The 21,028-nt window shown below is 68.2% G+C and carries 19 protein-coding genes and 1 tRNA gene; 7 read left to right on the forward strand and 13 right to left on the reverse strand.

All coding sequences use genetic code 11. The features are described from left to right. The first annotated feature begins 129 nt into the window (after positions 1-129). The 3 genes from QSK15_RS19050 (at position 130) to QSK15_RS19060 (ending at position 2,317) form a co-directional block, all read left to right on the forward strand. Positions 130-750, forward strand: coding sequence for a dihydrofolate reductase family protein (locus tag QSK15_RS19050; protein ID WP_285795499.1), 621 nt, complete (start codon positions 130-132; stop codon positions 748-750). Positions 751-831: 81 nt separating this feature from the next. Continuing rightward, a complete protein-coding gene (locus QSK15_RS19055; protein ID WP_285795500.1) occupies positions 832-1,671 on the forward strand; it encodes a helix-turn-helix domain-containing protein in 840 nt (279 codons plus the stop codon). Between the two features lie 64 nt (positions 1,672-1,735). Further along, the gene (locus QSK15_RS19060) at positions 1,736-2,317 is read left to right on the forward strand and encodes a dihydrofolate reductase family protein (RefSeq protein WP_285795501.1); all 582 of its coding nucleotides are present in this window, start codon (positions 1,736-1,738) and stop codon (positions 2,315-2,317) included. Between the two features lie 4 nt (positions 2,318-2,321). On the opposite strand, the gene QSK15_RS19065 is transcribed toward QSK15_RS19060, so the two are convergent. Both QSK15_RS19065 and QSK15_RS19070 read right to left on the reverse strand, forming a co-directional pair. Continuing rightward, positions 2,322-3,026, reverse strand: coding sequence for a nucleoside/nucleotide kinase family protein (locus QSK15_RS19065; RefSeq protein WP_285795502.1), 705 nt, complete (start codon positions 3,024-3,026; stop codon positions 2,322-2,324). A 68-nt stretch (positions 3,027-3,094) separates the two neighbouring features. Beyond that, positions 3,095-3,814 carry a cytidylate kinase family protein gene (locus QSK15_RS19070; RefSeq protein ID WP_285795503.1) on the reverse strand — a complete coding sequence of 240 codons (720 nt, stop codon included), beginning with the start codon at positions 3,812-3,814 and terminating at the stop codon, positions 3,095-3,097. 95 nt (positions 3,815-3,909) lie between these two features. Here QSK15_RS19070 and QSK15_RS19075 point away from each other — a divergent pair, with 95 nt between their 5' ends. The 3 genes from QSK15_RS19075 (at position 3,910) to QSK15_RS19085 (ending at position 5,784) form a co-directional block, all read left to right on the forward strand. Beyond that, on the forward strand, positions 3,910-4,551 hold the full coding sequence (locus QSK15_RS19075) for a hypothetical protein (RefSeq protein WP_285795504.1): 642 nt from the start codon (positions 3,910-3,912) through the stop codon (positions 4,549-4,551). A 63-nt stretch (positions 4,552-4,614) separates the two neighbouring features. Continuing rightward, positions 4,615-5,157, forward strand: coding sequence for an alpha/beta hydrolase family protein (locus QSK15_RS19080; RefSeq protein ID WP_285795660.1), 543 nt, complete (start codon positions 4,615-4,617; stop codon positions 5,155-5,157). A gap of 234 nt (positions 5,158-5,391) precedes the next feature. Continuing rightward, positions 5,392-5,784, forward strand: a complete 393-nt coding sequence (locus QSK15_RS19085; protein ID WP_285795505.1) for a VOC family protein — start codon at positions 5,392-5,394, stop codon at positions 5,782-5,784. 61 nt (positions 5,785-5,845) lie between these two features. Here the strand turns inward: QSK15_RS19085 and QSK15_RS19090 are convergent, their stop codons facing one another. The 8 genes from QSK15_RS19090 to QSK15_RS19125 form a co-directional block, all read right to left on the reverse strand. After that, the gene (locus QSK15_RS19090) at positions 5,846-6,490 is read right to left on the reverse strand and encodes a VOC family protein (RefSeq protein ID WP_285795506.1); all 645 of its coding nucleotides are present in this window, start codon (positions 6,488-6,490) and stop codon (positions 5,846-5,848) included. Between the two features lie 6 nt (positions 6,491-6,496). Next, positions 6,497-7,957, reverse strand: a complete 1,461-nt coding sequence (locus QSK15_RS19095; protein ID WP_285795507.1) for a hypothetical protein — start codon at positions 7,955-7,957, stop codon at positions 6,497-6,499. A gap of 589 nt (positions 7,958-8,546) precedes the next feature. Then, positions 8,547-9,383, reverse strand: coding sequence for a hypothetical protein (locus tag QSK15_RS19100; protein ID WP_285795508.1), 837 nt, complete (start codon positions 9,381-9,383; stop codon positions 8,547-8,549). Continuing rightward, the gene (locus QSK15_RS19105) at positions 9,383-13,438 is read right to left on the reverse strand and encodes a PDDEXK-like endonuclease domain-containing protein (protein WP_285795509.1); all 4,056 of its coding nucleotides are present in this window, start codon (positions 13,436-13,438) and stop codon (positions 9,383-9,385) included. The genes QSK15_RS19100 and QSK15_RS19105 overlap by 1 nt, the downstream gene beginning before the upstream one ends. 800 nt (positions 13,439-14,238) lie before the next feature. Next, positions 14,239-14,315 (reverse strand) — tRNA-Ile (locus tag QSK15_RS19110). Positions 14,316-14,436: 121 nt separating this feature from the next. Further along, the gene (locus QSK15_RS19115) at positions 14,437-15,675 is read right to left on the reverse strand and encodes an FAD-dependent oxidoreductase (RefSeq protein WP_285795510.1); all 1,239 of its coding nucleotides are present in this window, start codon (positions 15,673-15,675) and stop codon (positions 14,437-14,439) included. A 122-nt stretch (positions 15,676-15,797) separates the two neighbouring features. Further along, a complete protein-coding gene (locus tag QSK15_RS19120; protein WP_285795511.1) occupies positions 15,798-16,109 on the reverse strand; it encodes a LysR family transcriptional regulator in 312 nt (103 codons plus the stop codon). Positions 16,110-16,444: 335 nt separating this feature from the next. Next, entirely contained in the window at positions 16,445-16,867 is a 423-nt protein-coding gene (locus QSK15_RS19125; RefSeq protein WP_285795512.1) for a hypothetical protein, read from the reverse strand. Positions 16,868-17,149: 282 nt separating this feature from the next. On the opposite strand from QSK15_RS19125, the gene QSK15_RS19130 reads away from it, so the two are divergent. Further along, positions 17,150-17,356, forward strand: a complete 207-nt coding sequence (locus QSK15_RS19130) for a hypothetical protein (RefSeq protein ID WP_285795513.1) — start codon at positions 17,150-17,152, stop codon at positions 17,354-17,356. A 186-nt stretch (positions 17,357-17,542) separates the two neighbouring features. On the opposite strand, the gene QSK15_RS19135 is transcribed toward QSK15_RS19130, so the two are convergent. The 3 genes from QSK15_RS19135 to QSK15_RS19145 all read right to left on the reverse strand — a co-directional run bounded on the left by QSK15_RS19135 (position 17,543) and on the right by QSK15_RS19145 (position 21,000). Beyond that, positions 17,543-18,838, reverse strand: a complete 1,296-nt coding sequence (locus tag QSK15_RS19135) for a helix-turn-helix domain-containing protein (protein WP_285795514.1) — start codon at positions 18,836-18,838, stop codon at positions 17,543-17,545. 309 nt (positions 18,839-19,147) lie between these two features. Further along, positions 19,148-20,359, reverse strand: coding sequence for a glycosyltransferase (locus QSK15_RS19140; RefSeq protein ID WP_285795515.1), 1,212 nt, complete (start codon positions 20,357-20,359; stop codon positions 19,148-19,150). A 5-nt stretch (positions 20,360-20,364) separates the two neighbouring features. Then, on the reverse strand, positions 20,365-21,000 hold the full coding sequence (locus QSK15_RS19145) for a GOLPH3/VPS74 family protein (protein ID WP_285795516.1): 636 nt from the start codon (positions 20,998-21,000) through the stop codon (positions 20,365-20,367). Between the last annotated feature and the right edge of the window lie 28 nt (positions 21,001-21,028).

A 21,028-nucleotide genomic window follows, 5' to 3' on the forward strand; every position in this document is an offset into this window, starting at 1 on the left:
GTCAGGCTATTCCTGACCCCACCGAGCTCGGTCTGTTCGTCGCGCACTGGACACGATCCACGGTCGAACAGGACCTTAGGCTGACCCGAACCTGTCGAATCTGTCGGATGCGGCGCGGAGGATTACCCGATGACCACAGGTAGCAGCAAGGTGATCGCCGACCAGACCATCTCGGCCGACGGATATTCGGCCGGGCACAACCAGACCGAGGAGCGCCCGTTCGGCGACGACGGCGGTGACGGCTGGGGCCGCCGGCTGCACTCCTGGATGTTCGACTCCGCCGAAGAGAACCGGCCCGAGATCGACCAGGTCAACGCCGCCTCAGCGGTCATTATGGGGCGCAACATGTTCGGCCCCGTGCGTGGCGGCTGGGACCGGCAGTGGAACGGCTGGTGGGGTGACAACCCACCGTTCCACAAGCCTGTCTTCGTCCTCACCCACCACGCGCGTGAGCCGCAGCCGATGGAGGGCGACACCACCTTCCACTTCGTCACCGACGGGATCGAGTCGGCACTCGCGCAGGCGCGCGCCGCGGCCGATGGCGGCGACGTCCTGATCCACGGCGGCGCGACCACCATCAACCAGTACCTCACCGCCGGTCTCGTCGACGAACTGTGGTTGCACATCGTGCCGGTCACCCTCGGCGCGGGTGTGCGGCTGTTCGAAGATGTCCCGCCGCTGAACCTCGAACAGGTGACGGCGCGGGCGGCAAGCTCGGTCCTGCACGTCACCTACCGCGTGCTCCGCTGAGCTGACCCGCACCTCGCCGTCGTCGTTCCGCTCGTACCTGCTAAACCCATCCCGGCGTACCGTGCCGGCGATACTGTGCGCGTGGAGTACGTGTCCAGAGTGCCGCGACCGCCGCTGGACGGGCTGATCGACGACCTCTACTACCTGGAGGGTGTGCCGCCGTACGCCCGGTTGACGCTGCCGCCGATGCCGGCGGCGCTGCTCATCGTCAATCTCGGGGCGCCGTTCCTCATCCGTGCCGGCGCCGAGATCGAGACGACCGAGTACGCCGACGGCTGCGTCATCACCACGCCCACCCGGGCGTTCGAGTTCGGCTACCCCCTGCGGACCCGGTCCGTCGGCGTACACGTCAAGCCGTGGGGTCTGGCACCGTTCCTGCCGATGCCCGCGGCCGAGCTGTGTGACCGGCCGGTGCCGGTGGAGCACGTGTGGGGTCGGGCCGCCACTGCCGAGCTGCGCGACCGGCTGGCCATGGCGGACGGGCCGCACGAGATGCTGACGCTGCTCGAGGAGGAGCTGATGCGCCGGCTGCGCGAGACCGCTGGTCTGGGGCTGGTCCGCCACGCGAGCAGCGTCATCGCCGCGACCAGCGGTGCGGTGGCCATTGACGACCTGCGAACTTCCGCCGGCGTCAGCAGCACCCACCTGGCACAGAGGTTCAAGCAGCTCGTCGGCGTCACACCGAAGCGGCTGGCCCGCACCCACCGCTTCGCCGCCACCGTGTTTTCGATCGACCCGGCCAAATCGACCGACTGGGCCGAGCTCGCCAGCAGGGCGGGCTACTTCGATCAGGCCCACTTCGGCCACGAGTTCCGGGCGTTCACCGGGCTCACACCGACACGATATGTCGACGTCCGGCGACGGTTCCTACGCGAACATCCCGGTCACGTGTTCGATGGTTGGTCGCTGCCGACCGATTGATTTTGTACAAGAGCGACAGCCCACGAAACTCTAATCTGAGGGCAATCCCAGCAGAGGAGTGCCAGTGGGCAAGGTGGTCATGTACGGCTCGGTGTCGGTGGACGGGTTCATCGCGGACGAGAACGACCAACCCGGGCCGTTGTTCGACTGGTTGTCCAGCGGTGAGGTGGCGTTGGACGACAGCGGCGCGTTGACGGTGTCGCAGACGTCCTACGACTACACCCGGCCGTACTGGGATCAGATCGGCGCGACGATCGTCGGCCGCCACGTTTTCGACATGACGGACGGCTGGGACGGGAAGCCGCCGGGCGGGGTCGACCACGTGGTCGTCGTGACGCACCGGCCGAAGCCCGAGGGCTGGGACGCCGAGGCGCCGTTCCACTTCGTCGAGGGGGTCGCGGCGGCCGTGACGACGGCGCAGAAGCTCGCGGGTGACCGCGTCGTCGAGGTCGCCGCTGGCGACGTCGGTGGCCAGGTGCTCGCCGCGGGCCTGGTCGACGAGGTACGCATGGACGTCGTACCCGTCGTGTTCGGGTCCGGCAAGCGCTACTTCGGGTCGGTCGACGCGCAGCACCTGTTGGTCGATCCTGACGTGGTGATTCAGGGCGACCGGGTGCTTCACGTGCGCTACCGGGTACGCCGTTGACCGATTACCTCTCGCCACCGCTCCGCTGTCCACCGGGCTTGCGCGGACGGCCGAGACGGAACCGGGCGGCGAGGTCATCGACCAGATCGTGGACGGCACGCGATCCATCAACGGTCATCACCGGCAGGTGCAGCTCGATCGCCTGACGCCGGACTTCTGCGTCCCACAGTTCATCGCGGGCCAACCGCAGAGCGAGCGCCTGGCTGTGGTCGCTGTCCCCCCAGTTCGCTCGGGCTCTCGCGGCGTCGGCGAACCGAGCCCGCAACGCCCTGTCGCGGAACTGTGGCGTCGGCAGGAGGAAGGCCGCCTGCTCCGGCCACGTCAGCAGCGGAGCCACCTCACGGGGCAGGGTCCGGAAATCGTCCACCACGACCGGGCGTTCCGTGGGCAGCGCGAGGAGGTCGTCGACGACGAACCCGAACGTCTCACCGTGCAGACTCGGCATCGACTCGAAGATCTCCTGAGCACTGCGGTCGTTCCAGTTCCGCGCCAACGGAGCTTGCCGCAACGCCCACAGGTAGGGCTGCTCGTGCGCAGTGCACCGGCTGACGTAGTCGCGCTCCGCGCGGTCGCCGTCGTAGATCAGCACGTCGTAGCGCTCGGCCAGGGCTCGGGCCAGAGTGCTTTTGCCTGACCCGGTGCCTCCGGCGAGCCATCGGACATGCGAAAGGCGGCGAGTGTGATCTACCCGGTGGTTGTCGGCGGCCATGCCACCAGAGACTGCCGATACGGCGGGCAAAGAAACAGTCTTGTTCTCCTACCGGCGGTCGGTGAAGATCAAGGAGAGGGAGGGTCAGGCGGCCACGGACCTCGGCCCGATGGTCTCTTCCCCGGCCGACTCTCCCAGACCGGGCGCTGGGGCTCGTCGTTGTGCACGACCATGTCGGCGTGCCAGGTCGGACGGACCGTCGCGAAGTAGAGCCGCTGCGAGGGGATGTAACGCTCTCGCCAGCGTCGCTCGACGGCGGCCCGGGTTGACACCTGACGTTCCCGGATCACAGCACGATCCACTGTCCTCTCCAGCGTCGTCGACACGAAGATGCGCAGGTCCCACCGGTCGATCAGCTCCGGGCGCAGGAGGAAGACACCGTCGAAGACGAGCACGGCGTCGGCTGGGGCAGTCGTGACCGGCGGGGACAACACCGCATCCGTGGCGTGGTCGTAGACCGCGTACTGGAAGCGTCGATCTCCGTTGGGCCCGAGCGGGTCGAGCAGAACCCGGGTCAGCGCCTCGTTGTCATGGGTGTCGTGGTAGCAGCCCTCGGCCGAATACTCGCCGCGCGGATAGCGCTGGGCCCTGGGGAAAAGAAAGTCGTCGATCGTGGCTCGGATGACGTCGCGGCCCTGCTCACGCAGGAGGACGGCCACCTCGTCGGCGAGAGTGGTCTTGCCGGCGGCGGGTGGCCCGTCGACGGCGACCCGCGTCGGATGGGCCAGGGCGACCGACCCGACCGCCTCAGCCAGGCACCCGATCAGCTCGTCGCGGGTGCCCCGCACCCTGTCTGCTGGGTCTCGGCTCACATCGCTCCCCCGCCGTCCGTCGACCGCCCGCGAATCCCTGTCACAGTCGGCCCATCACGTAGGGTCTACCAATGGTCGCACGGTTCCTGGCGCACCTCCGCCCGCCGCTTGTCGTCTGCGGACACATGGTTGCAGTGGTGCTGCTCGTCCTGGATGCGCGCCGTGAATGGAGTGCGTACGGGTTTGTCATGCTCCTCCTGGTGCTTGGTGCGCTCGCCGCGATACCAGCGGCGTTGGTCGACGCGCCGAGGTTCCGGCTGATCAGCCTGGTCACACAGACCATCGGAGCCGGCGTCGTCGCATTGGCCCTCCACGACTCAGCCGACAAGCGGGCCCTCTGGGTGTACGCCCTGTCCGCCCTGCTGGCGGTGATCGCGCCGACCAGCCGGCCAGGGCTTGGCCGGGCGACCATGATCGGTGTGGGGGCGGCAGTGGTGCTCACCATCGGCGTGTCGGCTCCAGCACTGGCCTGGGGTGGTGATCAGCCTGAGGCGGTGGTGTGCGTGCGGCAGGGCGGGTCCGCTGAGGAACTGGTGCGCGAGAGCCACCGCTTCGACCCCAACCGCGTGGTTGCGGGCTTCGGCTCAGAAGGCCCGCAAGCGCCGTGCCTGGAGGTGCTGTTCGATCCCGGTGCCACCGCCGCCGACGCCGCCGACGTCGTCCGCCGTTACTCCGTCGACCCGAGGGTCTCGTCCGTCAGCCGGCCCCGCTGACACTCAGCGCACAGGTGCGCCAGCTGGATGGTGTCCCCGCAGCGTCTAGGTAACGTCGTCCGCATGGCTGACGCTGTCGTGATTCCCGGCGGGAGGTTCGGGCCGGGCGCTCCCCTGCTGATGTATGCCGGCGATGTGGCGGAACAGCGGGGCGTAAAGGTACATCGGTACTCGTGGTCCCAGGAGTTTCCGACGTTCGATCAGCCGGAGATCGAGAGCTGGGTCGGCGGTGAGATCACTCCACTGATCGACACCATCAGCGGTGGCCCGCTGCTGATCGGCAAGTCGCTCGGCACCAATGCGGCAGCGATCGCCGCCGAAAGAGCTTTGCCCGCCGTGTGGCTCACACCTCTGCTGACCATGCCGTGGGTGGCTGACGCACTGGGCCGTGCGACCGCGCCGTTCCTGCTCGTGGGCGGCACTGCCGACAAACTGTGGGACAGTGACCTGGCCCGCCGGCTGTCACCCCACGTGCTCGAGGTGGACGAGGCGGATCACGGCATGTACGTACCCGGCCCGCTCACCGAGTCGATCGCGGTGCTCAGTCGCGTCGTGGTCGCCGTGGAGGAGTTCCTCGACGCGATTGGTTGGCCGAGCCAGCCATAGCTGCCGGTACCTGGAAGCGGATCCTCGTCGGGCAGTCGCCGGACCTGCCCCCCCCCGGCTGATGTGCGACACGCGTCCGCCAGGTGATCTGCGGCAAACGAGAGTACGGGTCGCGGCTGGATCAGCGTGCGCGTCAGGTTACGTCGTTCGGTTTGTCGAGCGCGCCGTCACGCTGGTCGTCGTATCGGTGCGGGCGCGCCCAGCAACCGGCCGGCACGGGCCACAGGAGGCGACATGTCCGACGAGATCAGGCTCAGCGCGGTCACCGTGGATTGCCCGGACGCCGTCGCCTTGGCGGGGTTCTACGCCAGCATCACCGGCGGGACCCTGACACACGCCGGGGACGGCTGGGCATGTGTGCTGAGCCCGGCCGGGCGGATCAACTTCCAGACTGTGCCCGGATACACGCCGCCCACCTGGCCCGACCCCACCTCGTCGATCATGATGCATCTCGACTTCATGGTCGTGGACCGAGACGCCGCCGAGGCCCGCGTGCTCGCTGCCGGAGCGACAAAGTACGACTTCCAGCCCAACAGCGAACAGTGTTACGTCTACGCCGACCCGGCGGGCCACCCGTTCTGCCTGACCACCTGGGAGGCCACTGCTACGCCCACTCAGCTCGGCTGATCGAGCCGGGCAGACGAAAGCCACGGTGCTGCGAGCGCAGGGGCCGGTAGCAGGATTCGCCCTATCCCAACCTCTCGCGGACGAACGTTCCCAGCGCTTCTCGGGACGGATGTCCCCAGCCGATGCAGAACGGGTGGCCGGCCGGATCGGCGTACACCTGGTGCCCCTCATCGCTGTCCAGATCAGCGGCTTGCAGCAAGCGGGCACCGAGCCTCATCGCCTGATCGTGCGCCGGTCTGGGGTCCTCGACGTGGAGGTCCAGGTGTACCTGCTGAGGCTCGCCGTCCGGCCAGTCGGGAGGAACATGCTGCGGCGCGAGCTGGACGCCGATCCGCCACTCGCCGACCGCGTCGATGACGGTGTGGAACGTCTCGTCCACAAAGACGTGCCCACCTAGCATCCCGGCCCAGAACGCACTTTCGGCGTGCAGATCAGCGGCGTCGAACACGACGACGTTACGTTTTATTTCCGTGAGAATCGATCCTACGAACGCGTCCGACGGCGGCGGCGGAAGGTGCCAACGGCTGGTGAGCCGGAGGTACCACCATGCGAACCACGCCGCCACGATCGCCGGCGACCCACTACCGCTAACTTTGCCAAGCTCACGGGCACCAGGCGGTGCCCGTCGAACCCCGCCCGCCCGTCCGACCCGCCGGTGCGGTTCGCCGATGCGGAAGAGATACGCGTCGCAGTCGCCATCCTTCATGACTCGTCAGTTCGTCTGTCCGGTCGGTAGGTGCCGGCCGATGTAGCCGACATAGATCCGTCCGCTCCGCGCCGTGTCGTCGTAGTAGTGCATGCGGGGGCTGATCATCGCGGACTTAACGATCTTAAAGTGTGCACCCATGAAGATCCTGCCCACTTGAACAACGGAGGCTGGTACGGGGAGGAGCCGCTTCCTCCGGAACGCCGGGTTGGTTCGGACCTCCTCGCTTTCGTCACGGGCGTGTCGTCGCGTCGGCCACTCGTGGCAGCCATCTGGAGTGTTCTCCAGGAAGCCATGCACGTCGCGATCCCAGCGCCCGTCTGCCTTCGCCGCTGCATAGTCTTGGAGCACCAACAACGCGTCCCAGGTCTTCGAAGCCCAGGCGCCCAGGGGGTCGTTGCTGTCGAGTTCCACAGCGCAGTCAGGATCGCCCGTAAAGACGACGTGCTGGAGCCTTGTTAGCCAACGGAGCAACTCGCCGAAGCTGTCCGGCCGGGAAACGTCCGCTTCCGATGGCTGTGCCGTCCAGGCCATCTCTGCTTGCCCCATGGAGGCGAGCCGGTGGCGCAGCGTCCGTTCAGTCTCCGCGGACCGGGTCAGGCGTTCAACCGCGTCCCGGTTCTCAATCTGCTCATCATCCAGTTGCCATTTAATGTCGTGATACGCCTTCTGTGTCTCATCGAGTTCGGCCTGGAGTTGCGCGAGTCGGGATGCGATGTCTTTCTGCGCCTCCTGCGATGACCGACCGACCTCGATCAGACGCACGATCTCGTCGATCCGGTCGACGGTCAGGTCCTCGATCCCTACCTTGATCTTCAGGTAGTCCAGCAACATGCCTTGCTGCGCGCTGACGTCATCTTGCCGGCGATCACTCTCTCGCGTCTCGACGGCCGCCGCCTCGGGTTGCGACGGAACGAGCGATGGCCGCTTCGAACTGACGTCGCCGAGCCGGTGCACCAACATGTCGTCGGCGATGCGTTCCAGCATCCGGTGTACCCGCGCCACCGATGCGGGTAGCGGCTGTTCGAGAGCCTGAAGTTGGGCATTGGAGGCGAGGACCCGCGCGAGCCGGGGCTGTTCGTTGTCGTCGGCGATCCGTTCCGCGCTCAGCACCCGGTGCCGCAGCCCGTCGACGACCGAGTCCGGTTGCACCTGGGAGCGATAGGTACGAAGCCGGCCGGGCAGTACGGCGTGGGCCTGGCCGAGCCGGCCGTTGAGTAACTGTGTGGCCTCTCCGTCCAGCACGTAGCACGAGGCCATGCCGATGGTGAACCGGGTCAGGTTGGCTATCCGGTTAGTCCATGGGACTGAAGGCAGCGAGTCGTCGTTGCCTGCGACGAAGACGACACCTCGCCGCTCGGTGTCGATGAGGGCTTGGTGGACCTCGTCGACTTCGTCGCCCCGGATGAGGTTTGGTCGCGTCGTCAAACGTGCGGCACCGTCCCAGGCATCGATGATTTCGAGCATGGGGGCGAGAAAGCGGGGGGGTGCCTGCGAGGCGGGGGCGGCTGCGTGGGTCCTCGCTGTCGGGGTCGGGGGATTCGATGTCGATCCAGGCCCACGCCGCCCGCTCTCTCGCGTTGGGCGAATGTACGGTCAGTTGGACGATCCACTGCCCGTCCGGCTTTGTTTCAACGATCCGTACGCGCGTTGATGTCGATCCATCCTGCCCCTCGTGCTGCAGTAGGAGGGCCCTGACGTTGTCGCCGATGGTCGCCCACCGATTCTCCAGAAGCGCTGACGGATCCCAGCCCTTGGGGCCCGCGATCCAGCGGTCGAGTTGTTCCCGTACCAGTGGCTGTAGATGGTTACGTTCGCGGTGGGTCGTGAACACAGACCTGAAACCGAGCATTGTGCCGTCCCGAGGGGTTACAGGCGAGAGGCTCCGCCGGACGCGCCGCCGTACTCGCTCGATGCGGCCCCGCTGACCTCCGTCTGCTACTCAAGCACCTGGTCTTGGTGCGGAAACTGGAGTAGCAGCGGCGGTGTCGAGGTCGGCATCTGGACAAAGAGAGGTCAATCCGCTTGCTTACTGGTCACCGAGATGAACTGTTGATCATGGCGCGGATTCCAGGTCATTGAGGAGCGCGTGTACAGGAGCCCAGCACATCCGCACCGTGTCCAGGTCGGGCACGAGCCCATAGTCGATCTGGTGGCGGGGGTGGACGAAGTTGCGGTAGTCCCGGACCTTCTCCATGAAGTCCTTGGCGTCGGTCTGGACCCATTTCTGGCGGTGCGCGTACTCAAGAAGCAGGTGCAGGCCTGCTCGTTCGGCCCGAACCCGTCGGCCGTTCCGGTCGACCAGGCCGTTCCTGCGCACCGTTTCGTCGCGGTCAGTCACCACGACGTGCAGCAGGCCTTCGACGAAGCTGCCGATGCCGATGATCGCCAGAGCGTAGGCTCCGTTGTTCTGGCAGATGGATGCTTCGTCGGCGCGGGCCATGAGGATGTCGACCGCCTTGCTGTTGGGGGACAGTCGTCGTACCCGCTCGTGGAGGTCCGGCGGCGGCCCGTACAGGGGAACGTCGCTGCTCTGACTGATCTGACCGAGCACGGGGCGCCCGCCGACGTAGGTGATGGTGAGCTGCTCGGGAGCCAGGATGCGGTTCAGCTCTTGCGCGATCGGCTCGGCGGCGTCGACGCCGCCGTCGTACTCCAGCGGATCACCGATACGACAGAGCAGCCGGTCGAGGGCGGCGGCGTCATCGGCATGGCAATTGAGTACTTCTGTCAGCCAGGGGATCCGCGGAGAGCCGTCGTACTGCGGATCGCCAGGCCACCGGACTCGATGCAGAAACCGCTCGATCTGCGTACCGGTCCGCTCGTAGGGACCATCGACGTCGCAGATCACGCGGGCGACGCGTTCCAGGGTGAGCGGGTCGAGGGCAATCATCAGGATGCCTCCCGGTCGGCGCGCTGCTGCGCGATGTCGAGTGCTTCGGTCAGGCGCTGGAGGATGGTTGAGCCGCGCTTGCGGAAGCCAAGTTCGCTCATGGCCTCCTGGAGGCGCTCATCCCGATCACGCTGAAGCTGGTCGCTCACCAGCCAGGTGCAGATCTGTACCAGCTGTTCCCGCGTGTAGTCGGTGATCCGCAGACCGATCGGCACGTCGGGGCGGGGGCCACGGCGGGTTGCCGGCGGCGACGGTGGCTGAGCGGGCCGGCGTGCCGGCGGTACGGGGTGGCTCCTCGCGGCGTGGTTGGCGCGGTCGACCGCCAGCTTCCAGCGGGCGATGAGTCGGGCTGTCTGGCCTGCCGGGTCCACGTACCAGTCGGTCGACCAGATGCGGTGGAACTCCCACCCGAGGCGCTCGAGATGTTGCTGGCGCAGCCGGTCCCGGTCCCGGGCGCTGTGTGCCTGGTGGTACGAGTGACCGTCGGTCTCCACAGCGAGGACCATGCGGCCGGGCTGGTCTGGATGGGCGAGGGCCAGGTCGATGCGGTAACCGGAGACGCCCCACTGCGGCACGGCGTTGATGCCCTGCTGCTGGAGGGCCCTCAGGACGCTGCGTTCGAGGCCGTTGAGCTCGACCCCGGTGTGCTGTCGCGCGCCCAGGGCGCCGCCGAGGTCGACAAACTCGAGGTAGCGGCGGAGCAGTTCGGGTCCGCGGTTCCTTGTTGCCGCGGTCTGGTTCGGATCCATGTCGTTGTGGGAGAAGGCGCTCACCACGGTCATCCGACTCCGGGCTCGGGTGACCGCGACGTTGAGGCGCCGCTCACCACCCTCCTGGTTGAGCGGTCCGAAGCGTAGCGGAAGTCGACCGTCTCTGGTCTTGGCGTAGCCGATACTCAGGATGATGGCGTCTCGCTCGTCGCCCTGGACGTTCTCCAGGCTCTTGATGAAGAACCGCTGGCTCGCGGCCCGGTCCTGGGAGAAGAAGTGGTCGAGGTGCTCATGCTCTCGGCGTCGGCTGCGCAAGGTCGCCTCGATCCGCAGGGCGTGCTTCTGCCCCATCGTGATGACCCCGAGGCTCTCGTTCGGTCGCTGCTCGGCATGCTCGAGAATCAGCTCGACCGTCCGGTTGACCTCCTCCGTTGACGAGCCGCCCTGCCCGGGGGCGACACGGCCGTCCACCGTCTCCAAACGCAGCGGGCTGTCGACCTGCACGCCAGGGAACGTGACGAGGGACCGGTTGTAGATCTCGACGTTCGAGAACGCGATCAGGCGCTCGTCTCGGCTGCGGTAGTGCCAGGTCAAGCGGTACCGGTCCGAGATGAGCCCACCGAGGACGTCAAGAACGGACTCGTAGTCCTCAAGGCTCTCGTCGCCGAGATCATCGTCTTCGCCAGCCGGGCTCTGCTGAATGAGGCGTCGGAAGAACGGCGTGGGTGGGAGCTGCTTCGGGTCACCGGCCACTACGAGCTGGGTGCCACGCATGATCGAGGCGACAGCATCGTGCGGCTCGATCTGGCTCGCCTCATCGAAGATCACCACGTCGAACGACCGCTCAGGCGGCAGGATGCGGCTGACCACCAGTGGCGACATGGCCCAGCACGGGAACGCGGCGAGGAGCACCTCCGGTGCGCTACTGAGCAGCTTCCGCAGAGATAGGTGCCGGCTTTTCTTGGCCGCCTCCCGCCGGACGAGGCCGTTCTGGTCGGGATAGGCGTCTCGGGCCTTCCGCAGGTTCACTGCCACGTTGCGGCGCACGTGCCGGGCGGCCATCTCGATGTGCCGGCTATCCGCAGCGCGAAAGTCCTGAACCACCGCGGCATGCTGCTGCCCGACGAACTGACCGAGGTACGGGACCCGCATGCGCATCTCGTCGAGGACCACCTGCAACCAGGATCGCAACAGGGTGTCGGCTGCCTCGTCGCTCGAGACCTGCCGGTGGGCCAGGTCATCGAGCATGTGGCTCAGCCCCAACGAGCGGAACATCTGCTGCTGTTTGTTCAAGTCGGGCATCAGGAACAACGTCTCGCGGTCGGCGTTCAACTCGGCGAGCGTGTTGGCGGCGGTGGCGGTAGGTCCACGCTCAAGGCCGTCGATCCGGGCACATGCCGCCACCGCGGCGAGGTGGTTACGCACCTGCGTGAAGGACGACATGCACAGGTCGGCGCCCGCCAGAGCAGTTGGTGCGGTGTCCTGACGGCTGAGCGTCCGCCACCGCTCACGCTGGCCTGCCGCAGCGACCAGGCCCTGATACATCTCGGATCGGCTCTTGGGAGGGGCCGGACAGGTCCGTCGCAGCTCGCGGCGCAGTTGGAACCGGCGGAAGATCCCGAGCGGCTCGGAGCGGCGCGGCCGGGATCGCCCTGGTGCTGTCGCGTAGACGAAGTCGTCCAGATCCGGGCCGAAGACCTGCCCGCCGTAGCTGGCAATGGTGCGGTCGACCTCGCTGAGCAGGTCGAACAGGTCCCTCCACGCAGCGAGGTCGTCCGGCACGTCCAGCCCTGCCTGGTCGACTAGGTCCCGGATCTGGCGCTGTGCACCCTGCAGGGCGCCGGCCGCGAGTTCGTCGAGATGCACCAGCACCTTGCCGACATCGTCTGGTGTGCGGACAGCGGCCTTCGCCCACGGCGACTCCCCGCGCCAGATCCTCAGGCCGCCTCGATCCACGAACGTCCGAAGGTCCTCCCGCGCGGACTCAAGCCTCGAGCGGTCAAGGTTCCGCAGCTCGGACGCGCGCAGGTTGTAGCCGCTGACATCGAGAGTCGGAAGCGCGAGGAGCTGCTCGATGACCTGAAAAGCGCTCACCCCCCAGGGCTGCCGAACCTCGTGCAGCTCGGCCGGGTGCCGTTTCGCCACGGCCCGGCGGCTGCTCAGGCGGCGGTGCAGATCGTCGGTGTCGACGGGTGGTTCAGCGCCGGCTTGAGTGAGGACATTGGCGATGCGCTGCGCGACCTGCCGCTTGCTGATCTTGCGGTCGTGCAGGTCGAACACCAGGTTGTCGAGCCCGACGTCGCCAAGACGGTTCATCACCGCTTCGATGGCAGCCCGCTTCTCCGAGACGAACAGCACACTGCGGCCCATCGCGGCCATGTACGCGATGACGTTCGCGATCGTCTGACTCTTACCCGTGCCGGGTGGACCCTCGATGACCACATGCCGGCCAGACAGCACCGCGTCGATCGCTGACTGCTGAGACGAATCCGCGTCGTGGACCAGGAACTCCTTGGCCGGATCAATCCGATCGGCACTGGAACTGGACCCCTGAGCTTGCTCAGTGCGCAACTGTTGCCGAGCGTCGCGGTCGCCCGCCATCGCGCCGATCACTGGGTGCGATGCCAGCAGCTCGGCCGAGTTACGCAGATCCTTGACCATGGCGAGCTTGTCGAAGCTGAAGACGCCGGCAACCACTGCGGGCTCGAGCCGGAGAGACAGGCCGCTGGGCGCGGCTGCCTCGGCGATCAGCTCGTAGGCGGCACTGAGCTGCTGGTCCGGATCAGCGATCTCGGACAGCATCGCGCTCACTTTTTCGCCGAGGACGCTGATGTCCGCCTCCACGCCGTACTGCCGTTCCAGCGCGTACAGGAGTACGGGATTGATCTCGGGTGACTCCGATAGCTCCAGCGTGAAGTCGTTCTCGGTCGCCGTCCGACTGTCCAGCGCAAGCTGCTGCAGGATCAACGGCGCCCGCAGCGGTTGCATCGGCACGGAGCCGCGCGTGTACGGACCGACCATGCAAAGCAGACCGCGGGTCACCCAACCAGCCTGGATGCCCTGCTCCTCCTCCAGCTCGACCAGCTTCCGGCGGAGGCTGCGGGCAGTGTTGCAGGCGGTGGTGTGCCGGTCCTGGTCCGGGAACAGCGTCCGTAGGCGAACCTTCTGCCCCCGGAGCAGATCGGCGACCACTTCAGCAGCCGCCTCGGCGAGATCGAGGGTGGTGGTCTGTCGCTCCTTGAAGTAGAGCAGCGTGTTGCGCGGGCCGAAGTCGATCAGTTGGTCTGCCCACCGGCCGGCGGCGTGTTGGACGAGGTGGAGCACATCCGGTTGGGTCAACAGCATCTCGTCTCCAAGTCAGTCGACGTACACCAGTGCTGATCCGCCGGGCCGTCGGCCCGAGGCAAAGCCCTCCAGGATAGGGCGCGGGAGAGGTTGGGTGATGCGTCAAATTCCCGACAGGCGTCGTCATTGAAGAGATACCAAAAAGACACTTATATCTAGGTATCCACCTGAAGGGCATGCGGTTAGGTCGACGCAGCCTCGCTGCCAGGGATGCTGCGCGTGGGGTGGCGGGGCATTCAGCTACACAGACACCGCAAGCCTGATGCATGTAAGCGGCCAGGTGATGTTTGCTGGCGGAACAAGCGAGGTCAGGACCCTTGTCAGCTTCGCGACAACCATTCTGCCGGCTCGATGCGCCAAACCCGCGACAGCGTTTTCGATCGGACCAGTCAGCCTGCAAGCGACGGCTGCGCGAAGTTACCTCACCAACCAAAAGGACTAATTTCTCGGCGCCAGCCGGCTTGTCCGCGCCGATGGCAGGACGGTCGGGGTCGTGCCGGGAAGTTCATCACCATAAAGATGGCAACGGGTAGACCAGTGATCAAGTACCGACAACGCGTCGCGACGATTTCCGGGGCCTACCTCAGGATTTCGTACGACAAGTCGCTGCATTGATCAGATCAACAACTCCTCCCGGGTGAGGGACTTATGCCAACATGATCGGCACAGCGGTCCTGGACCAGGTGGCGGATCGTCGCGACCGGGCTGCGGGTCGTGCTGCTGCGGACTGAGGGCGCTGGCCCAGACCTCGACGCGGTACGTCCGGGTCGCCGGCAGCATGGTTGACCAGGGAAAACGGATGGTGGGGCGGGCGGGACTCGAACCCGCGACCGAGGGATTATGAGTCCCCTGCTCTAACCGGCTGAGCTACCGCCCCGAACACCGCGCCGGATCTTATCCCGCTCGGCGGTCAGCAGCCAGCACCGCGCCGGCCGGCGCCCACGCCTGCGCCAGCACGATGGGCAACAGGAATATAACAGCGCGCTCAGGTACGCCTGTCAGCCGGCACGCAGCTCGTCCAGCACCGCGCCGGCGGCGCGCCAGCCGCTGGTGAGAGCGCCCTGGATCGATGGGCTGTCCCGGTGGTCACCGGCCACGAACAGGCCCTCCCCCAACGCCACCGGCTTGCGCAGTTGGCCCTGCGGTGGTGGTGCGGCGGGCAGCGCCTCGGGGACGGCGACGGTGGTGAGGTGGGTCCAGTCGGCGGTGGAGCGGCCGTACAGCCGGGTCAGCTCGGCCCGGATGGTCGGTTCGGGTGGGGCCGTGGGGCCGACCACCGAGGTGGCGATCAGGTGCCGTCCGGCGGGCGCGTAGGTGGGGGCGGCGTTGCTGAGCACCACGGTGTTGGCGACGAGTTCGCGCCGGTCGCCGTCGACGAGCAGGATCGGCTCGGTGAGGGGCGGCTCGGGCGCGCTGTGGTAGTAGGTGGTGTAGCTGTGCATGCGTACCCTCGCCAGGGTCGGCAGCAGCGCGGACGCGGCGGGTGGGTCGACGGCGACCATGACGGCCCGGCAGCGGATGTCGCCGGCCTGGGTGCGGACCCGGCCGGGGCTGACCTCCGCGACGGGGGTGTCCAGGTCGAGCAGGTCGGCGGGTAGCGGCGCGGCGATGGCCGCTGGCAGCGCGGCCATCCCCTCGGCGGGCAGGCCGATCCGGCCGCGGGCGAAGGAGCGCAGCACCATTGCCAGTACCCGGCTGGAGGTGGACAGTTCCCGGTCGATGAAGACACCGGAGAGGAACGGTCGCAGCAGTTCCTCGATGATGGCGTCGGAGAGGCCGGCGCGGCGTAACGCCGTCTCGGTGCTGGTCTCCGGCGCGGCGAGCAGCCGGGACGTGGGCAGGGTGGCGCAGCCGGTGGCGAGCGCGGCGAAGCGCAGCCGGTCGAGCAGGGAGCCGACCCCGGCGAGCGCGGTGCCCGGCCCACCGGTCGGTTCGCGCACCGGGTTGACCAGCCGCCGCAGGTTGTCGCCCTTGCGGACCAGCACACCGGAGGTGAAGTAGCCGAGGTTGAGCTGGTCGGTGTCGAGCAGCGTGCCGAGCCGGGGGTAGGCGGTGTTGAGCACCTGGAAACCCCGGTCGATGAGGTGACCGTCGATCACTTCGGTGGCGACTCGGCCGCCGAGTCGGCCGCTGGCCTCCACCAGTCGCCAGGGCACGCCGGCGCGGTGCAGTCGGCGGGCGGCGGCGAGGCCGGCCAGGCCGCCGCCGATGATGACGACGTCGACCTCAGCGCCCATGCCCTCATCCTAAGCCGATCAGCCGCGCGACCTCGGTGGTTGTCACGGGCGCGAGGAGTACCCGGACGCGAACGAACCCCGGGTTCTCGGCGGTACCGAGGCCCCGGGGTTCGGAAGGAACGTCAACCGGCGAGCGCCAGATCGGCTGTCGTGGCCTTGATGCCGCGCATGAGCGTGAGGACGGCCTGGACGGACGGCAGCATCAACGCGCCGGAGCGGGTCAGCGTGACGCCGGCGGAGGTACGGACGAACAGCTTCGTGCCGAGGGTCATCTCCAGGCACTTGATCTGGTAACTCACTGCGGGCTGCGAGTAGCCCAGGGCCCGGGCAGCCATGTCCATCCGTCCGTGCTCGGCTACCGCGACGAAGGCCTGTAGTTCGCGCTCGTTCACCTGATACCCCCGAATATCGACCGGCTCCACCTGGCTTGTCATCACCAGGCAGTCATCAGAGTAATGACTTTCGTCATGCCGGTCAATACCGTCCGGCGGAAGTCCCAGCCGCATCGTGCCCGGTCAGAGCGGCTTTCAGGAAGTACACAGCGAACGTGTGGTGACTCCATCGGAGTCATGCGCTACAGGAGACTCAGTCATACTCGATGACTGAGTGGATCGAGAGCCGCCGTTGGCGGTCGAACGTCCGCACGACGACAAGGACCTCCGTCGCAGGTGGCAGTCCCACCTCGACCGGAGGTCCTTGTCATCACCGCTCGCCGGTGCCGCCCGCACCCGACCTCACCAGCAGGCCCTGGCGACCCGCCCGACAGTGGTCACCAGAGCGTCGTCGAAGCGCCGCACGCGGTGCCCGCGCACAGCCGGGCGGTGGCGGAGGGCCGACCGACCAGGAAGGTCTGGAAGGTCGTGACGAACGACTGCGGGCTCTTGCCTGCGCAGGTCACCGGCGACTCCCAGGTCGTACCGGCGTGCTGGATCTGGACGTGGAAGCAGCCGGTGGCGGCGCCGGTCGTGATGATGCCCTTGACCGTACGCTTCTGGCCGACGCCCAGCGGGTCCTGCTGGACGGTCTGGGTGCCGCTCGCCGTGGCGCCGTCATAGCTCGCCTCCCACGCCAGGGGCAGCACGGACGAGGTGGCGGCCGGGCGGGCGAGCGCGGGCGCGGCGACGGAGACCGCGGCGGCAGTCATCAGTACGGTCGCGGTGACCACCCGGCGGACTTTTCCTGACAGGGACATGAATTGCCTCCGAATACCGATCGATGGTTCGGGAAGCGGCGCGGCGGAAATGATGCGGCAGGTTACCGATCACATTGCCGTGCTCTCGCCGAAGCAATCTCAGCCATCGGGTGACGGGGCGGGCAACGCCATATCGAACTCTTGAAAGAGCCGCCAGCCGCCGGCGGGGCGGCGCGCGATTTTAAGGGCAGCCGGCAGCCCGACGCCACCCCCGATCAGTCTGGCTCCAAAAAATTCGAACCAGACTCCACCGGCGCGACGCGAGCCACTAGACATAGAGGCATGACGAAGCACACCGCAGCCGCCGCCACTGACGACAGCCGCCTCGTTCGCCGCCTGGTGATGCCGGCGATCGCGTTCGCCGCGATCGCGCTCGCCGGCTCGGAGGCCACCGACGAGACCGCTACCGACACGTCTCAGACCGGCGTCGTCGCGGTCGCCGACGCGCCGGAGTTCGCGGCCCCGGCGTCGGCCGACTGGCCCTGGTGAACGACGACGCTCGATCAGCCGGCCGCGGCAGCGAGGGAGCCGCGGCCGGCTTCGCGCCCTCCATCACCTGACGGTGCCGGAGGGCTTCTCCATGTACCCGCCCCTTGTTCGCGGGACCATGTACCCGCCCCTTGTTCGCGGACCCAGAGCATCTTCGCGGACCCACCGCTTCTTCACGGACCCGGCTCAGGACGACGGAGCCTCATCCACCTCACGCCAGATCTGGACCGCCCGCCGGTACGCCGAAGCAGCCTCGGCGAGCTGAGCCGCCCGGCGCAACGAGCCGGCGGCCTCCTCGGATCGCCCGCAGCGGCGCTGGGCACGGCCGACCGCCAGGACGAAACGCACCCGCTCGATGGCCGACAGGTCGGCCTCGTCGACCGTGCTGGCGATCTCCAGCGCCCGCTCCGGTTCGCCGACGGCCACCGCGTACCGGACCTCCAGGCTGGCCGCGGCGGACGGTGAGGTGGCGAGATCGGCGGCGGACATGGCGGCGCGGGCGGCGACCATGTGCGCGGTGATCTCCGACAGGTCGGCTTCGGCGTCCATCAGCGCGGACACCGCTGCGGCGGCGAACCGCGCCCAGTCCCGCAGCGAGGTGGTGGGGTTCGCCAGCATCTCCCGTGCCGATCGCAGGTGCTCCAGCGACCGCTCGACCTCGCCCATCCGGGCCATCGCGATACTCGCCACCCAGTGTGCGCGCCCGGTGATGGCGGGGCTGTCCAGCTCCAGCGCCATCGCCATCATCCGCTCGACGATCCGGATCACCTCGGCCCCGCCGCCGGCGTCGCTCAGCACCGAGATGTGCACCGCGTACAGACGGATGTGCTCGCTGCCACGGACGAACGCGGTGCTGGTGATCTCCTGCTCGGCGAGCTCGATGTGGGTGAAGGCCTCGTCGAGGCGGCCCACGTCACGGGCCGCCCCGATCAGCGCGATGCGGGCGCGCACGAGCGCCTCCGGGACGCCGGTCTTCTCGGCGACCTCGACGAGTTCCTCAAGCAGCGCGTGTCGGGCGACCCGGTCGTTGCGCTGCTCCAGGATTCGCTCCAGGGCCAAGCCGTGACTCAGCGTCGACGCCGCCTCACCGGCGTCCCGGGCGGCACGGTAGGCGCTGGTCAGCCCCTGCTCGGCGCGGACCAGATCGCCCTGCTCGATGGCGCTGTTGGTGACCAGTTCCTGGGCGAGCCGGGCGGCCTCCACCGGCGGTCGCGCACCGTCGTCGGACGGTCGCGGCCCCGACGACGGCGCGGGCGCGGGATCCAGGGCGGCGTCGTCGATCAGGGCCGCCATCGGTACGCCGAGGACACCGACCAGGTGGGCGACGACCTCCAGGGTCGGCACCCGGGTGCCGGACTCGAGCAGCGAGATGTAGGACTGGTTGACCGCACCCACGGCAAGGTCCCGTTGGGACATTCCGCGTTCGGTGCGGAGGCGTCGCAGCCGTCGCCCGAAGTCGGGCTGAGCAATCTGCGTGGCCATGCGACTACCTCGTGTGCCTTTCCGTAATCCAATACGACGCGGTCCGACGCTGGACCAGGGAGCAGAATACGCCGAGCACGCCGACGCATCGCCTCCGCCGAATGGCCCGCGCTGAATTCTGCCGGGACCATACCGGGGTACGGGAGCGGGGGCGGTGAACGCCCCCGCGAGCAACCCCGGGGGAAGGTGCTCGCGGGGGCCGGGACCCGGCACGGCCCGGAGGTGATGACTCCGGCATATGACTGGCCCCGGCTACCTGCCCGACGGGGTCCGACTGGACACCTCCGGGTGGGTCGCGCCTGCTCCCCTCTATCCCACCGAAACCGACGCAGTCCGACAAGTCGCTATTGAAGATTTCGAATCGGCACCGGGCACCGGCACCTGGTGTGGTGCGGCACCGGCAGGTGAGCGGTTCAGCAACCGGTCCAGCACCCCCCGGGCCACTTGGGCGTCGAACCGGGCCGACAGCCCCGCTCCGGCCGTCGCGACGAGGCGTCCGGCCAGCTCGTCGTCCCGGAGCAACCGGACCAACTGGCCGGCCAGCTCCGCAGCGGTCTCCCCGCCCAGGACGTCGACGCCTGCCACCAGGCCCATGCCCTCGAAGGCGATCGGCGTGCCCACCACCGGTACGCCGTACTCGATCGCCTCGCCCACCTTGCCCTTCACGCCGGCGCCGTAGCGCAGCGGCGCGACCGCCACCCGGGCCTGCCGGTACATCGGTGCCAGATCGGGCACCCAGCCGTGCACGGTGACCCGGTCGCCGGCCATGGCCCTGACCGTCGGCGGCGCCGCGTCACCGACCAGATCCACCGTCACCTCCGGCAGCTCGGCCCAGACCAGCGGCATGATCTCGGTACACAGCCAGCGGGCCGCGTCGACGTTCGGCTCGTGCAGATAGTTGCCGACGAAGAGCACACTCGGCGTCGGCGCCCGCCGCACAGTGGTCCGCGCCGGCCGGTGGATGTTCGACAGCACCTCGACCCACGCGTCGGGCACCAACTCCTGCAGCAGGTGGCGCTCCTCGTCGGAGACCACCAGCGTCACGTCGCATTCACGGGTCAGCAGCAACTCCACCGTCCGCATGCTGTCGGCTCGGGCCCGCAGCGCGTACCGGTCCGGGCTGCCCTGCGCGGCGGCCAGCGCCGCCTGCCGGTCGAGTCGACGAAAGTGCACATCGACCGTGTCGTACGCGACGAGGCAGCCCGGCGCGGCGTCGCGCACCCGCGCCAGCATCTGCACCGCCGGCTCGGGGCGGCAGAGCAGCGCCAGGCCGATCCGGTGCCCCTGGTCGGCGAGGAACCGGGCCTGCTGCCTCCGATCGGTGATGACGCCGACGCCGGCCGCCCGCAACCGGTCGGCGTACTGCCGCTCGGCCGTCCCGTTCTGCGGAAAGAACAGCACCTGACGCCCGAGGGCGAGCAACTCGTCGATGACGCGTTGCAGGCGCAACGAACCGGAGTCGCGGTCCGGGGTCGGCAGCTGGTGGTCGACGACGAGGACCAGGTCGGGGGCGGGTGACACGGCGGTCAGCTCGCGGCGAAGAGGATCAGGAGCTGTGCCGTGTCCAGCCCGTGGAAGGCGTCCCGCAGCGGGCCGGACGCCCAGGCGGTCCGGGCGATCTCGGCGGCCCGCTGCCGGGTCGCCTCGTCCCGGGCACCGGGGACCGCGCCGATGCCGTGCAGGATCGTGATCAACACGGCGGTCTCCTCGTCGGGCCGCGCGCCGTTGAGAGCCGCGTCGATCCCGGCCCGGATCTCCCGCTCCCGCGAACCGTCAGCGGTCGGGAAGCTCCGGGTCTTCACCAGGCCGAGCACGCGATTCTCCTCGACCCGGATCGCGCCGTCGGCGGTGAGCAGCTCGAGCAGCGGCTTCCAGCAGTCGTGCCCGAGGTTCTCGGCGGCCCAGCCGACCTTGATCGGCTTCTCCCCCAGCTTCGCCAGCGCGGTGTCCAGGGCGGCGTCGCCGGTCGGGGTGCCGTCGGAGACCACCACCCGGGCCTCCCGGGCGTCGCCCGACGCGGGGATCGAGATGCGACCGGCCCGCACCAGGTCGAGCAGCACGGCACTGCCGACCGCCCGGTACCGGCGGCCGAGGTCGACGGTGCTGCGCCCGCTCTCGTCGTCGAGCAGCAGCAGGACAAGGTCTTCGGCCAGTCGGGACATGAGCACTCTCCTCGGTGGGATCGGATGA

Origin of the sequence: Micromonospora sp. NBRC 107095 (genome assembly GCF_030269705.1) — a bacterium.
Lineage (GTDB): Bacteria > Actinomycetota > Actinomycetes > Mycobacteriales > Micromonosporaceae > Micromonospora > Micromonospora parva.

Coding starts and splice junctions, on each gene's coding strand:
- QSK15_RS19100 (WP_285795508.1), bottom strand. CDS start 9,383: ATGATTGCCCTCGACCCGCTCACCCTGGAACGCGTCGCCCGCGTGATC.
- QSK15_RS19115 (WP_285795510.1), bottom strand. CDS start 15,675: ATGGGCGCTGAGGTCGACGTCGTCATCATCGGCGGCGGCCTGGCCGGC.
- QSK15_RS19120 (WP_285795511.1), bottom strand. CDS start 16,109: ATGACAAGCCAGGTGGAGCCGGTCGATATTCGGGGGTATCAGGTGAAC.
- QSK15_RS19080 (WP_285795660.1), top strand. CDS start 4,615: ATGGCTGACGCTGTCGTGATTCCCGGCGGGAGGTTCGGGCCGGGCGCT.
- QSK15_RS19135 (WP_285795514.1), bottom strand. CDS start 18,838: ATGGCCACGCAGATTGCTCAGCCCGACTTCGGGCGACGGCTGCGACGC.
- QSK15_RS19085 (WP_285795505.1), top strand. CDS start 5,392: ATGTCCGACGAGATCAGGCTCAGCGCGGTCACCGTGGATTGCCCGGAC.
- QSK15_RS19095 (WP_285795507.1), bottom strand. CDS start 7,957: ATGCTCGAAATCATCGATGCCTGGGACGGTGCCGCACGTTTGACGACG.
- QSK15_RS19105 (WP_285795509.1), bottom strand. CDS start 13,438: ATGCTGTTGACCCAACCGGATGTGCTCCACCTCGTCCAACACGCCGCC.
- QSK15_RS19090 (WP_285795506.1), bottom strand. CDS start 6,490: ATGAAGGATGGCGACTGCGACGCGTATCTCTTCCGCATCGGCGAACCG.
- QSK15_RS19145 (WP_285795516.1), bottom strand. CDS start 21,000: ATGTCCCGACTGGCCGAAGACCTTGTCCTGCTGCTGCTCGACGACGAG.
- QSK15_RS19130 (WP_285795513.1), top strand. CDS start 17,150: ATGACGAAGCACACCGCAGCCGCCGCCACTGACGACAGCCGCCTCGTT.
- QSK15_RS19050 (WP_285795499.1), top strand. CDS start 130: ATGACCACAGGTAGCAGCAAGGTGATCGCCGACCAGACCATCTCGGCC.
- QSK15_RS19065 (WP_285795502.1), bottom strand. CDS start 3,026: ATGGCCGCCGACAACCACCGGGTAGATCACACTCGCCGCCTTTCGCAT.
- QSK15_RS19125 (WP_285795512.1), bottom strand. CDS start 16,867: ATGTCCCTGTCAGGAAAAGTCCGCCGGGTGGTCACCGCGACCGTACTG.
- QSK15_RS19075 (WP_285795504.1), top strand. CDS start 3,910: ATGGTCGCACGGTTCCTGGCGCACCTCCGCCCGCCGCTTGTCGTCTGC.